Source organism: Celerinatantimonas diazotrophica (assembly GCF_004339545.1).
In the GTDB taxonomy this organism is placed as follows: domain Bacteria; phylum Pseudomonadota; class Gammaproteobacteria; order Enterobacterales; family Celerinatantimonadaceae; genus Celerinatantimonas; species Celerinatantimonas diazotrophica.
Genome location: NZ_SMGD01000017.1, coordinates 115,400 through 129,404, shown reverse-complemented (window position 1 = coordinate 129,404; position 14,005 = coordinate 115,400). Strand labels below are relative to the sequence as shown.

10 protein-coding genes are annotated in these 14,005 nt (G+C 43.2%); 5 read left to right on the top strand and 5 right to left on the bottom strand.

The annotated features are described in order from the left end of the window. Positions 1-22 precede the first annotated feature (22 nt). Positions 23-1,141: a branched-chain amino acid ABC transporter substrate-binding protein gene (locus EV690_RS16260; protein WP_131914073.1), complete on the bottom strand. Its 1,119-nt coding sequence runs from the start codon at positions 1,139-1,141 to the stop codon at positions 23-25. Between the two features lie 401 nt (positions 1,142-1,542). Continuing rightward, on the bottom strand, positions 1,543-3,576 hold the full coding sequence (gene prlC, locus EV690_RS16255; RefSeq protein WP_131914072.1) for an oligopeptidase A: 2,034 nt from the start codon (positions 3,574-3,576) through the stop codon (positions 1,543-1,545). Between the two features lie 214 nt (positions 3,577-3,790). Here prlC and gorA point away from each other — a divergent pair, with 214 nt between their 5' ends. The 3 genes from gorA (at position 3,791) to EV690_RS16240 (ending at position 9,148) form a co-directional block, all read left to right on the top strand. Continuing rightward, complete coding sequence (gorA, locus tag EV690_RS16250; RefSeq protein WP_131914071.1) at positions 3,791-5,152, top strand: glutathione-disulfide reductase; 1,362 nt, start codon at positions 3,791-3,793, stop codon at positions 5,150-5,152. A gap of 923 nt (positions 5,153-6,075) precedes the next feature. Further along, positions 6,076-6,861, top strand: coding sequence for a hypothetical protein (locus EV690_RS16245; RefSeq protein WP_131914070.1), 786 nt, complete (start codon positions 6,076-6,078; stop codon positions 6,859-6,861). Continuing rightward, the gene (locus EV690_RS16240) at positions 6,851-9,148 is read left to right on the top strand and encodes a UvrD-helicase domain-containing protein (RefSeq protein ID WP_131914069.1); all 2,298 of its coding nucleotides are present in this window, start codon (positions 6,851-6,853) and stop codon (positions 9,146-9,148) included. Before EV690_RS16245 ends, EV690_RS16240 begins: the two co-directional genes overlap by 11 nt. Before the next feature lie 284 nt (positions 9,149-9,432). Here the strand turns inward: EV690_RS16240 and EV690_RS16235 are convergent, their stop codons facing one another. The 3 genes from EV690_RS16235 to EV690_RS16225 all read right to left on the bottom strand — a co-directional run bounded on the left by EV690_RS16235 (position 9,433) and on the right by EV690_RS16225 (position 11,528). Then, positions 9,433-9,747, bottom strand: coding sequence for an RraA family protein (locus EV690_RS16235; RefSeq protein ID WP_131914068.1), 315 nt, complete (start codon positions 9,745-9,747; stop codon positions 9,433-9,435). 98 nt (positions 9,748-9,845) lie between these two features. Beyond that, positions 9,846-10,385, bottom strand: coding sequence for a transcription repressor NadR (locus EV690_RS16230; RefSeq protein WP_131914067.1), 540 nt, complete (start codon positions 10,383-10,385; stop codon positions 9,846-9,848). 12 nt (positions 10,386-10,397) lie between these two features. Then, complete coding sequence (locus EV690_RS16225) at positions 10,398-11,528, bottom strand: IscS subfamily cysteine desulfurase (RefSeq protein ID WP_165872788.1); 1,131 nt, start codon at positions 11,526-11,528, stop codon at positions 10,398-10,400. Positions 11,529-11,600: 72 nt separating this feature from the next. Here EV690_RS16225 and nadB point away from each other — a divergent pair, with 72 nt between their 5' ends. Continuing rightward, entirely contained in the window at positions 11,601-13,199 is a 1,599-nt protein-coding gene (nadB, locus tag EV690_RS16220) for an L-aspartate oxidase (protein ID WP_224054973.1), read from the top strand. Further along, positions 13,169-13,993 carry a carboxylating nicotinate-nucleotide diphosphorylase gene (gene nadC, locus EV690_RS16215; protein WP_131914065.1) on the top strand — a complete coding sequence of 275 codons (825 nt, stop codon included), beginning with the start codon at positions 13,169-13,171 and terminating at the stop codon, positions 13,991-13,993. Before nadB ends, nadC begins: the two co-directional genes overlap by 31 nt. The last annotated feature ends 12 nt before the right edge of the window (positions 13,994-14,005 follow it).

Below are 14,005 nucleotides of genomic sequence, written 5' to 3'. Positions count from 1 at the left end.
ACCTAGTTTTTTGAGCTAAGTCTTATTGCAGTTCGGTTGAGGTAGCGTCAGCATGCCAACGGAAAACGCCGAAAGAAAATCCTTTCAGATCCCCTTTTTGGTTCCAACTCAAAGGTCCCATCACCGTTTTAACGCTGTGAGAGCGCAGATAATCGGCCGCGGCTTCAGGGTCATCGCCTTTCGCTTTGATCGCACTTGCGATCGTTTGTACCGCAGCATAAGAAGTCCAGACAAATGGGCCGCTTGGATCTTTGCCTTCGCTTTGCAGCAATTGCACGATTTTGGCGTTTTCAGGAGATTTATCGTATTTTTTCGGCAATGTGACAATCAATCCTTCTGAGGCTTTCCCGGCGATGGCGGACAAGTCTTTATTCCCAACCCCTTCAGGCCCCATAAATTGTGCTTTAAAGCCTTTTTCAGCCGATTGACGGAGGATTAAACCTAACTCAGGATGGTAACCACCATAATAGACAAAATCGGCTTTTTCCTGTTTGAGTTTGGCGATCAGTGCAGAAAAGTCTTTGGTACCACTGGTGATCCCATCAAAGGAAACTACTTTCACACCCGCTTTGTCCAAACTTGCCTTAACGGCCGTGGCAATCCCTTCACCATATTGCTGTTTATCATGAACAATCGCGACCCGCTTAGGTTTGATATGTTCAATGATATATTTACCCGCCGTTGGCCCCTGATCACTATCTAAGCCGATGGTCCGAAAGATCATCTGATAGCCACGCGTCGTAATTGCTGGACTTGTCGATGCGGGAGTTACCATCAAAATACCTTCATCCTCGTAGACGTCAGAGGCAGGCTGAGTCGCGCTAGAACACAGATGACCAACCACGAAATGAATATCATCATTCACAACTCGGTTTGCAACAGCAACGGCCTGTTTGGGTTCGCAAGCATCGTCGTAATCCACTTCTTCAAGTTTTTTACCGTCGATACCGCCCTCTTTATTAATCATTTCAATCGCGGCATGAGCCCCGTTAAATTCCATATCACCGTATTGTGCAACAGGCCCAGTTTCGGGTCCGACAACAGCAATCTTAATGGTATCAGCGGCATTCGCGTATGAGGTGCATCCAAACATAGCCAAAGAAACAGCCAGAGCAGCTGTTGAATAAGTCCATTTTTTCATGTGATTCTCCGTATAATCACTGTGTAGTCATATTGATGTGATGTTGTGTATTTGCAGGACATTAGATTTATAGTGGGTCCTGTCATGGCAGCTTTATCCTAAAATACTCTGCCTTAATAGCATTTTTACCCTAAACCGGTGCACCGGAGCAAGCGCAGAATACTGGCCCAGAGTGGCTGCAAGGATATATCACAGGGCAATCCTCTATATTTTTAGATAAATAAATTTGATGTTTTTAACAAAAAGTAAAGATTTGAAGCTTACCGCTAGTATTGAGCAAAAAATCAGCACAACTCTCTTAATTTTTCATTTGCTAAAAAACTATCAGAAACGACACGTGCGGAGATTAACAATAAATAGAGGATGATCTACTACCAAATGGCAGTAGATCATATAGATGACTAGGCTTGAATGCCGCTGTGACGCAATAAAGCATCCACTTTAGGCTCACGACCGCGGAAGTTTTTAAACAGCTGCATGGGTTCTTCCGAACCGCCTTTTTCTAAAATATTATGTAAAAAAGATTGGCCCGTCTGTGCGTCAAAAATACCATTTTCTTCAAACATTGAAAACGCATCTGAGGAGAGCACTTCAGCCCATTTATAACTGTAATAACCAGCGGCATAGCCACCGGCGAAGATATGGCCGAAACCATTCTGGAACCGGTTAAATTCAGGCACATCAAGCACCGCAACTTCATCACGCACATCATTAAGAACTTGCTGAACCCCCAGTGTTGCAGGGTCTTGAGCGTGCAAAGTAAAATCAAACAAGGAAAATTCTAACTGCCGTAGCATCGCCATTGCCGAATGATAGTTACGTGCTGCAAGCAATTTTTCCAGCATATCTTCGGGCAGTGGCTCAGCGCTTTGATAATGTCCTGAGATAAAGCTCAGCGCTTCACTCTGCCAGCACCAGTTTTCCATAAATTGACTTGGCAGTTCGACCGCATCCCAAGCCACACCATTAATGCCAGAGACATCAGCCACATCAATCTGCGTCAGCATATGATGCAAGCCATGGCCAAACTCATGGAACAATGTCAGGACTTCATCATGGGTAAATAGTGCCGGTTTATCACCGACCGGACGATTAAAATTACAGGTCAGATAAGCCACTGGCAGCTGGATTGACCCATCAGGGAGTTTGCGCCGCACCTGACATTCATCCATCCAAGCTCCACCGCGTTTGTGTTCACGCGCATATAAATCCAGATAGAACGAGGCTCTCAGGTGGTTCTGTTGATCATAGATCTCAAAATAGCGAACCTCTGGATGCCATAACTCAACGCCGTCGCCGGGTCGAACGTCAATCCCATAGAGCCGATGTACCGTTTCAAACAATCCAGAGAGAACCTTATCTTCGGGGAAATAAGGGCGCAATTGCTCATCGGAAATCGCATACTTATGCTGCTTGAGTTTTTCACTGTAATAAGCATTATCCCAAGCCTCAAGTTCTTCAACACCATAATGCTCGCGAGTAAACGCTTTGAGCTCAGCAAGTTCTTGTTCACCTTGAGGTTTAGAACGTTTAGCTAAATCATGCAAAAAGCCCATCACTTGCTCAGTACTCTGTGCCATTTTAGTGGCTAATGACAGCTCGGCATAATTAGCAAAACCAAGCAGTTGTGCTTTTTCATAGCGCAGTGCCAGAGTTTCTTTAATCACTTCAGTATTATCAAATTCGCCAGCATTCGGCCCCAGCTCAGAGGCACGGGTGCTATAAGCACGATACATCTCTTCACGCAGAGCGCGATTATCGGCATAAGTCATCACTGGCAGATAACTTGGGATATCTAGCGTCAACACCCAACCGTCGAGCTCTTTGGTTTTCGCTACGTGTGCCGCAGCCTCAAGTGCCGACTCTGGCAACCCAGCCAAGTCCTCTTTATCTGTCACATGTTTAAACCAAGCATGGGTCGCATCCAAAACTTGATTAGAAAATTTAGATGCCAACTCAGATAAACGCTGGCTAATTTCACCAAACCGTTTTTGTTTATCGGCTGCTAACCCTATCCCGGATAATTCAAAATCACGCAGCGAGTCAGTAATCGTTTTTTGTTGTGCTTTGGAATAAGTTGCAAATTCTTCACTCTCTTTAAGAGACTGATATGCTTTATAAAGCCCTGCATGCTGGCCTAAATAAGTACTTAATTCAGATAACAGTGGTAAACAGCTCTCATAAGCTTCACGCAGTGGCTCCGAGTTCATCACCGAATTCAAATGGCTCACAGGCGACCAAATTTTACTCAATCGGTCAGAAACTTCCGTCAATGGCGAAATAAAATTTTCCCAGCTGTAATGGTTGTTAGCGACCACTTTTTCAACGACATTGCGATAGTCTTTAATCACCTGTTCGACAGCAGGTTTCACATGTTCAGGACGGATCTGTGAAAACGGGGGTAACCCTTTTGCTTCTAAAAGCGGATTGGACATACCAACTCCTTTATATTCGGCGGGATTTTATAGTTAATGACTCAAATATGGGGGTAACCGAGGCGTAAATCAACTGTTTACGGGGGAAGTTAAAACGATTTAATTAATCGGTTTACCCGATAAATCAATTTACCAAGAACCATATGATCTGCCGATGAGTTCTCGTTATACTCAAGGGTATTTAAAACCAAACTTATTATCAGGAGAGAACTCCATGACACAGTCTGTCCATGAGTATGACTATTTATGTATTGGCGCTGGAAGCGGTGGTATTGCCTCGGCAAACCGAGCCGCAATGTATGGTCAAAAAGTCGGAATCATCGAAGCCAATGAAGTTGGCGGTACCTGTGTCAATGTCGGTTGTGTGCCTAAAAAAGTGATGTGGTTTGGCTCTCAGGTAGCCGAAGCGATTACCAAATACGGGACAGATTATGGCTTTGATGCCACCTTGAATCAGTTTCATTGGTCAACCTTAGTGAAAAACCGCCAGGCATACATTGACCGTATTCACGGCTCCTACCAACGCGGTTTTGACAACAACGGCGTTGAGCGAATCAATGGCTTTGCCAAGTTTGTCGATACCCATACATTAGATGTGAATGGCCAACTGTATCGCGCTAAACATATCCTGATCGCCACCGGTGGACGGCCACAACTTCCGAACGTACCGGGTGTCGAGTACGGCATTACCTCTGATGGCTTTTTTGCCCTCAATGAACAGCCCAAACGCGTCGCTGTCGTCGGTGCGGGATATATCGCCGTAGAATTAGCCGGCGTTTTACATGGGTTGGGCAGTGAAGTGCATCTGGCGGTGCGCAAACATGCACCACTGCGTAATTTTGAACCTCTGCTCTATGAAACACTCGTTGAGATCATGGCGGAAGAAGGCCCAACATTACATACCCATAGCATCCCGGAAAAACTGGAAAAACAGTCTGATGGCAGCCTGACATTAACCTTTGAAAACGGGAATAGTCTAAATGTAGACTGCGTGATCTGGGCCATTGGCCGCGAACCGAATACCGACCAACTCAACCTTGACATCGCCGGCGTTCAAACCGATGAAAGTGGCTTTATCAAGGTTGATGAGTACTCCAACACGGCAACCGATGGCATTTATGCTTTGGGAGATGTGATTGGTGAAATTGAACTTACCCCTGTGGCAGTCAAGGCCGGACGATTGCTCAGCGAGCGCCTATTCAATAACAAACCCACCGCGAAAATGGACTACAACCTAGTCCCGACGGTGGTTTTTAGTCACCCCCCAATCGGAACCATTGGCCTTAGTGAACCCCAAGCTCGAGAAACATATGGCGATGACAACGTCAAAGTCTATACCTCTAGCTTTGCGGCCATGTACACCGCCGTAACCAGCCATCGCCAAGCGACCAAAATGAAACTGATCTGTGTCGGTGAAGATGAGAAAGTCGTTGGCTTACATGGCATTGGCTTAGGCATGGATGAAATTCTCCAAGGCTTTGGCGTTGCCATGAAAATGGGGGCAACCAAAGCCGATTTTGATAGCTGTGTCGCCATTCACCCGACCAGCGCCGAAGAGTTCGTGACTATGAGGTAATGTAAAACCCACCTACACACGTTCGTACTGTAGAAAAGCTGATAGGCCAGAGCATCATTCTCTGGCCTTTATTTATCGACTCATCGATATACTGCCTCTTCTAAAACGTTTATGTCCCTTTTTTTGCTAGAGTCATTACTCACAACATTCCTTGGTATCAATATTTGACCAAATTTTTCTAATGAATTAATGTGATTGTGGTTACACAATTGTGCGAGCTATTTTGGGGACCACTATTTGGTGACGATTCAGAAAATTGCACTGCTCTGGGCAATTTAACATAGGTGGCTTTATCAACGCTGAAGTCGTTGAAACAACGATACGCTACCAGATAATTCATACACCTGTTGTCAACTGACACTATTTATTAAGACGCGTAAAAGGTAAGACCAACCTACTGAAAACCCGTTCATCTGGAAGATGATATATAAAAGCTTTTATCTAAAAAAGAGAGTAAAAACGCAAAGGCTTCGGCGAAATACTTGAAACTAGAGAGCCAAGCGAATCCTTCTCATGGCTTTAGGCATACCTTTAAGACACTCTTCTGTGAAGCGGGTATTGAGACAGCAGTGAGTGACTGGATCACAGGTCACGCTTCCACAAACGTTGGTGCGACTTACGGGACGAATCCACTACAACGAATGGCGAATGAACTGAAGAAGTTCTCAAGTATTGTGAGAGGGGTAAAGTAGTTACAAAATAAGTAGGGCACCAATAATCCTCTTTGTCGATCAAGTAACATGAAATATAAGTTTCGATTTTCAATTCATCTTTAATCAAATGATGAAGGGTTAGTATAACAAGATATGTTTTCTATTTTATATGCAGAAGTGCTAGTATAATCCCAACATGTTCACCGTAGATGATCATTATGGTTTTATCGGTGAAAGTAACCTTTAACTAATAGATGAATGAAGGGACAAATGAGGGAACTACTTTCACATCCTACAAAAAATGAGTTTACACAAGGCAGTATTTTTGAAGGTTTAACTATTAATTCTTATTCCTTATATGCTAACGGAATTATTATTACAGCACGGTGTGATATCGCTAATGATAAGGCTAGGAAGATACTCTGTTTACCAATTTATAAAGCAAGCGATTGGCTCAATAGTCAAGGTGATGAAATAATCTATAGAAGGGTTGAAAGTAAACTTTTGCAGAAAATCGAAATCGAATTGAAAAAGTTTAAACTTTCATCAGAACTCATACCTATTTACCCTATTGAGAACATAATAGCAATAATAGATGAGGATAAAAAAGTACATCATAAAGAATATATAAAAAAAATGTTGTACATGTATAGAAGTAAGAGTTGTGACCACACACTAGATTTTGTCAGTAAGGAAAGAAAAAATCTTGTAAGTGAAATAATAAGAAATACGGAAGCATCGACTTATTTTATTGAACAAATTAATTTTGATAATGTTCTAGAACCATATGTCATCGACTTAGCTGAACCAATTTCGATACCTTTTGAAGTGGCGATGAAGCTTTCAAGTGGAATAAAAAAAGACAGGAATAGTGATGACTCTGTTAACCAATATCTTACTTTATATAAAGATGAAATATCATACATCTCTTTGTTGAAATCTCCATATATTGAACATGTTCTTCAAAAATTTTCCAGTTATTATAGCCGAATTGGGACAGATGACATCTGTAAAGAAGCCGCAACCATTCTAAAGGAACAATTAAATGAAATGTGAATTTATTTGTCTGACTTATCAAGCTGTAAGTGCCATAATTAATTCAAGAACATTACAAAGTGCAGATTTTGATAATTCGTCCATTATAACAAATATAGCAAATGGTGAATTAATAAAAATAGATGATTCTAGTGTGCCAGTTTATAGTGTTAATAAGAATAAGGGCTTGTTTATTCTTCATGATAAAGACACTTATGAGTCAGAAAGAAACTCAGTGACTTTAGACTTTAGAACGCTTTCTTTTGATGGTCTTGATGACCAAATGAAGATTACATGTATCCAGAAAGCGTTGAGATTCTGTATCAAATTTTGGGATAATCATACCTATAGTTCATCAGAGATGATACCTCTAGATTCCACTAAAGGAATTATATTTCCATTTCCATCAAAAAATGGTAGCTCATATAAAATTGTTGTTGAATTGGCTCCATTTAAGAATAAGGCTAATAAAGAGAGAAAATATAAAGGGAAACATATTTGCATTTATAAGTTCGATCAGACTTCAGGATCAAAAAGAAAAGATGAATGTGAACTTGTAAATTTAAAAAAAGCTTTAGATGGTATTTTTAATGTTAATACTTTTAAAAGTTCTTCAGATAAAGGTTTTAATAGTAAAGAGGTTAACGATCTAGGGGCTGTGGATCTTGGTGAAAAAGAATTACTGAATACAACATATCTTTTAGGGCGGAACAACCCTTTTGAATTACTTTCAGATAAGCAGTTATCGTTTATTAACTCTGATTGGCATTATCCTGCAAGGTTGCATGGTCCAGCTGGTACAGGGAAGACAATATGTCTTGTATTAAAAGCGTTAAAAGTGGCTTCTGAAGGTGATCCCAAGATGAAAGTACTTTTCATTGTGCCAAGTACCTCAATAAGAAATACGGTTGAATATTTCTTAAAAGTCACTTCACAGTCAACTGAAATGTTTGATAGTTCATCGTTGTCGAAAATAAAGGTAAGAACAATTCAACAAGTTTGTATGGAGCTTTTAGGTAATGATATTAGTGAAACTGAGCTTATAGATGAAGATAGCTATGAAGCTAAACAGACTCAGCTTCTCTATATAATGGAACTTGTTGAAAACATAAAACTTAATTTAAAAAAACACAAAAGGATGATTTCTGACGAACTTTATACCCTTTTTGATAGTGAAGATTCACTGGCACTCTCTGAGTTATTAATTCACGAGTTTGGTGTGGCAATCAAAGGTCGGTGTAATGGTAATAAAGAATTCTATATTAAAAATAAAGACAAGTATTTCTGTGTCCCTACCATTAAGGAGAATGATAGATATTTTATATTCCAAATATTCGAAAGTTACCAATTAAAACTAGACAATTTAAGTCAATTTGATCCAGACGATATAGCCATATCATCTATGGGGCGTTTAGAAACCCCGCTTTGGAAACGACGTCGAGCAACTGAAGCTTACGATTTTATACTTGTTGATGAGTTACATCTACTTAATTTTAATGAGTTAGGTATAGTTCATTATTTAACAAAACAAAGCAACATTGCTCCAATATCATTTGCTGTCGATGCTACACAGGCCGTTGGAGATATTGCATGGAAAAATGATTCGGTTTTAGATTACTTAAATATTGAAGACCATATGAAATCTGAGAAGAAAACAGATCTTACTGCTGTTTTCAGGTGCTCTGCTAATATAACCAGACTAGCATCGATAATTACCAGTTCAGGAACTGCGCTATTTACTAATTTTATCGATCCATTAGCACATGCATCTGGTGTTCAATATGATATAGAAGAGTTTCAACCAGAATATATTCTATATGATGAGTCAACTTTATCGATACACCAAAAAGCTATTTCAATAGCTAATGATGCTCAGGATGAATTAGGCTGCTTGAAGCATAAAATAGTGATCATATATTTTGACAGATTACTATTTGAAGAGGCTAAAGAAGAGTTTAGTCAGTCGAATAAAACAGTTAGTTGTTTGCTTGAACGTGGTGATATTAGTGTCATCGAAGAAGCTAAAAACAAAAATGATTTTATTATTGCTATGGCAGATTACGTTGGTGGTCTTGAATTTGATGCGGTAATCCTTGTTGGTGTAGATAAAGGACGTCTACCAAGAGAAGATCGATCAATTAGTAGCACGAGTAGAATTTTTAATAATTATACTTCTCACAACAAAATGTATGTAGCCATTACTAGAGCTACGAAAATGGTAAAAATTCTTGGGGATAGCCGAAGAGGGATTAGTCCATTACTTGATAGTGCAGCCAATGATGGTGCTATAACTGTAGTGACTAGGTAAACTTGGCCACTATTGTAGAGGTTTCCCATATATAAAGTAATCCGTAGTTAGCTAAATTAAGAAGAAAATCTAACGCGTGTTTCTGTCCAAACCTGAGCTACAGCTCTTTAATACTCAGCTGTGGTCAGGCTCAGATAGGATGTCTACAGCCAGTATGAACCTATATCTCTTTCCTACATATATCCCAAAAACTTTCACATGTGAAAGTTCTAACAGCGTTCTCTAATCACAGCAAGCGCTCAAACTGCCCAAATTGGTACATTACAGGCCTTAGGATCTCAGGACTATTTCTGCTCGGCCTGCTCAGATAATGATTTAACGAGCGCCGATATTTTTTGGCGGTGGCCCACCTGCCACTCAGCAAGCGATATATTACTTTTGATCGCATCTTTTTTGACTTTTGCCAGAATAGCTTCGGCTTCACTGCGCTCTAATACCACAATGCCCTCTTCATCGGCGATCACAATATCCCCGTTGTTAACGGTAATACCACCACAAGTAATAGGCTGCTCAACTTCACCGAGCTTTTCTTTTCTGCCGGGTTTGGGAACATGGCCACGGGCATAGACGGCAAAGCCCATCTGTTCGATCTCAACCACATCGCGGATCTTCAGCAAACGCGTTGAGATCAATATAAACGATGGGTCAAGTGTCTGAACAAGCCAGACACCGATCAATATAGAATATGCGGAACGATTTACGCTTCGTTCACTAAAAAGCCTGCCTCGCGAAGCGCGGCCACGCCTTCATCCATCATCTGCTGTGAGGGTGCACACAAAGTGTGTAAATGAACACCACCAGTTAACTCAAACAGATAAGATGCCCCAGAGCTACGCATTTTTTGCATAAATGCCTCTACATCTTTACGAGTTCGAATCTGCAGTTGTGCGGTAATTTCACCGTATAAGGCATGTTCAACAATGACATTTTTAACGCTTAGCCCATAATCCACCATCAGTAACAGTTCACTTTCGGTGTGAGCGGCATCATGCTGACAGGCCACAATCTGTTCCACCTGCACGGGGGATGCGTCATTTAAACGGTGGTAAATATACCCCTGACTGGTTGGAATAATCGGCTCATTACGCGCTTTTAACAACGCGATATCTTGCACGATAACCTGCCGGGAAACCGACGCGTTTTGCGCCAATTCACTGCCAGTCAGCGGGCCTGAACTCTGCTTTAAAAGCTCTAAAATTCGGGCCCGACGCTGTTCGCCGATTAATTTTTGTCCCATAAAATCCTATCTTCATGATGTTGGCCGTAATTGCTCAAGCACGCTGACAAACGCGGTGATATCTGAAGCTTGAGTATCCTTACCAAAGGATACTCGAAAAAACTGTGCAGCTTTTTCAACACGATATCCTAATGCTTTAAGCGTCGGGGACATCTCATCGAGACCGACCCGACACGCACTACCTGTAGCAATACAGATCCCATACCGATTACTCTCTAGCATAACATATTGCCCCGGCAGACCTTGATAAAAAGCCCCAAAAATTCCCGGCAAAATCGACGCATTGCTATCGTCAAATAGCTCAATGGGTAAAGCGCTGGTGCGGATAGCAGCCACTAACTGCGCTCGCAAATCACGAACATGAGCATTAATCCGCTCTCGCTCTGGCCACAGTTGCTCGCAGGCTGCAACAAAAGCCCCAATCAGTGGCACATTGATGGTGCCGGGATAAAAACCACGCTGTTGATGGTTACCCGGAAATACACGTTGCCAAGGCACATTCGCATTGATCGAGACGACCCCAACCCCTTTGGGAGCATAAACTTTATGGCCAGCTAAGGTAATCACATCGGCGCCCAACCCTGAATGCGAGGCATCGAGTTTGGAAAAGCTCTGCACTGCATCGGTGTGTAACAAGACGCCGGCCCGCTTTAAGATAGCGGATAACCGCGCCAGTGGCTGAATGATGCCTGTTTCTGAGTTCACGTGCTGGATGCTCACCAGACCCGTTTCAGCACGCAACGCACTGATTAGAGATTGCTCATCAATCTCGCCATTGCGATTGGGTGCAATAGTCTCAACGTGATACCCCTGAGCCATAAGCATCTGCGCAGCGTTTAACACTGACGAGTGTTCCATCTGGCTGATAAGAATATGTTTTTTATGTGCCGGGAGGGCTTTGGCTAACGAGAGCAACGCATATAGATTGGCCTGTGAACCACTGTCAGTAAAAAATATCTCCCCCCCAGCATTACCTAGCCAGCCGGCCAGTTGCTGACGAGCATAACTCAAGACAGCGTCTGTCTGGGTCCCCAGATCATGTAAACTGTTAGCATTGGCAAAGTAGTGACGGCTCAGCTGAGTAAATGCCTCAAGGGCCGCCTCACTGACGGGAGTTGAAGCCGCATAATCTAAGTAAATCAAAGTGATTGCTCATAGTTCAATAAATCTCGTTGAGATTATCCTAGGGCTATGACATTCTATGTGTCAAGACACATGTATACACATAAAATTATGCCAACTCGTATCCTTGTTATTGGGGCCGGGATTGCCGCTTTGTCACTCGCCGCACATGCCAATGATGACTGTGAAGTGATTATTCTGACAAAGACAACCCCCGCTGATAGCAATTCCATGCTAGCACAAGGGGGCATCGCCAGCGCCTATCTGCCAGATGACTCAGTTCAGCAACATCTACAAGACACTCTTGAAGCGGGGGCCGGACATAACGACGCAATCGCCTCAGAGGCCATTATCCGCGAAGGTAAAGCCATCGTACTCAATCTGTTAAAGCATGGTTGTCCGTTTGATCGATCTCCTTCGCAACAGCCATATCTTGGCAAAGAAGGGGCTCACTCGCAAAACCGGATCTTTCATGCTGGTGGGGATCAAACGGGCCGAATTTTAGTGCAATATTTAATCCAGCAGTTACCTAAAAATATTCAGTTTATTGAATCGGCACAAGTCTTGGAACTGATCAAAAGCGCGGATCACCAGCGCTGTATCGGCGTTGTTTATAAAAATAGTTTAGGAGAACTTATCTCCATAAAAGCCGATGCCGTCGTACTTGCTACTGGCGGCTGTGGTCAGCTCTATCCGGTGACCACCAATAATAAAACGCTCACAGGCGATGGTTTGATGATGGCCTATCGGGCTGGCGTGAAGTTGGTGGATTTAGAATTTATTCAGTTTCACCCCACCTTGCTAATCAACCACCACCGTGTATTTGGGTTAGTCTCAGAAGCCGTGCGTGGCCAAGGTGCTATTTTAGAAGATGAGCACGGTCGCGCCGTTATGGCCGGCATTCATCCCATGGCGGATCTTGCGCCTCGTGATGTAGTTGCCCGAGCGCTGCAGCGCGAAGCCCTCAACGGCCACCAAATCTATCTCAATATTCGTCCAGTTCAACATTTTCGGGATCACTTCCCAACCATCAGCAAACTGTGTGACCAAGCTCAAGTCAACTTAGATGAGGGCAAGATCCCCGTCGCTCCGGGAATGCATTTTCTAATGGGCGGGATAGCGGTGGATGACAATGCTCAAAGTTCGCTGCCCGGACTCTATGCCATTGGTGAAGTCGCCTGCACCGGACTGCACGGAGCCAATCGATTAGCCAGTAATTCGCTTTTAGAAGGGTTGGTGACTGGCAAGCGAGTGGCCATGGCACTCGGCACATGTCAGATTGCGAACTCGCCAACCGCTGAATTATCCCCCTCACTGCAAATTGAGGTTCCCAATCTCAGCTTGCCAACATTACAAAACTGGCTTAACGAGGCGTTGGCGATTGAACGAAATGCCGCAGGGCTTATCGCTCTTAGCAAAAAGTTAGAACAGCTCCATTGTCAAATCACTCACTATGCAGACGCTTCCCCTGAACAGATAGAAATAGCCAATGCCTATGCACTTGCCAAGCTTATGACCCAATCAGCCCTGCTTCGCGATGAAAGTCGCGGCAGTCATTATCGAACAGACAGCCCTCAACGTTGCGATAAATGGCAGGGCCAACAAATTGTCCACCAGCGTGGACGCATCAGTATTGTCGAAAACCCAAGGATCTTAAACTCATGTACCACTTCCAACTTCGCACATTGCTAAGTCAGTTTTTTCAGGAAGATATTGGTTTTGGCGATCTTTCTGCTGAAGCAATCTTTGCCAATGAGCAAGCCTCTGGCAGCATTGTTGCCAAACAACCGGGCGTTTTTTGCGGTAGCAGTCTGATAACGCAAGGCTATAAACTACTCAACGAGCAGATTAACATCACGACATTGGTTAACGATGGTGAGGTTCTTAACCAGGGCAGTGTCATTGCCAAAATCGAAGGGCCGGTGCGTGAGATCCTAACGGGCGAACGGGTCATCCTCAACCTGATTCAGCGCCTGTCTGGTATCGCCAGTGCAACGGCGCAAGCGGTCACTATTCTCGATGATCCTAACATTCGTATCTGTGATACCCGCAAAACGACCCCAGGACTGCGCATGCTCGAAAAATATGCGTTCAAAATGGGAGGCGGACACAATCACCGGTTTGGTTTAGATGATGGGGTGATGATTAAAGATAACCACATTGCTGCTTGTGGTTCTATCGCCAATGCCATGGCACGGGTTCGTAAAGCAGTCGGACACATGGTGAAAATTGAGGTTGAAATTGAAACCCGCCAACAGCTTGAACAGGCGATCGCCGCCAAAGCGGATGTCATCATGTTCGATAACTGCTCAGCCGCCACCGTTCGAGAATTTCGCGCCCTGACACCGGCGAATATCATCACCGAAGCCTCGGGTGGCATTACCTTAGAAAATTTGGCCGAGTTTCGTCACAGCGGTGTCGATGTTATTTCTCTGGGCTGTTTAACCCACTCGGTTAAAGCCCTTGATATCAGCCTAGATCTATAAGTTGTAAGGAAT

Coding starts and splice junctions, on each gene's coding strand:
- EV690_RS16260 (WP_131914073.1), bottom strand. CDS start 1,141: ATGAAAAAATGGACTTATTCAACAGCTGCTCTGGCTGTTTCTTTGGCT.
- prlC (WP_131914072.1), bottom strand. CDS start 3,576: ATGTCCAATCCGCTTTTAGAAGCAAAAGGGTTACCCCCGTTTTCACAG.
- gorA (WP_131914071.1), top strand. CDS start 3,791: ATGACACAGTCTGTCCATGAGTATGACTATTTATGTATTGGCGCTGGA.
- EV690_RS16245 (WP_131914070.1), top strand. CDS start 6,076: ATGAGGGAACTACTTTCACATCCTACAAAAAATGAGTTTACACAAGGC.
- EV690_RS16240 (WP_131914069.1), top strand. CDS start 6,851: ATGAAATGTGAATTTATTTGTCTGACTTATCAAGCTGTAAGTGCCATA.
- EV690_RS16230 (WP_131914067.1), bottom strand. CDS start 10,385: ATGGGACAAAAATTAATCGGCGAACAGCGTCGGGCCCGAATTTTAGAG.
- nadB (WP_224054973.1), top strand. CDS start 11,601: ATGTATACACATAAAATTATGCCAACTCGTATCCTTGTTATTGGGGCC.
- nadC (WP_131914065.1), top strand. CDS start 13,169: ATGTACCACTTCCAACTTCGCACATTGCTAAGTCAGTTTTTTCAGGAA.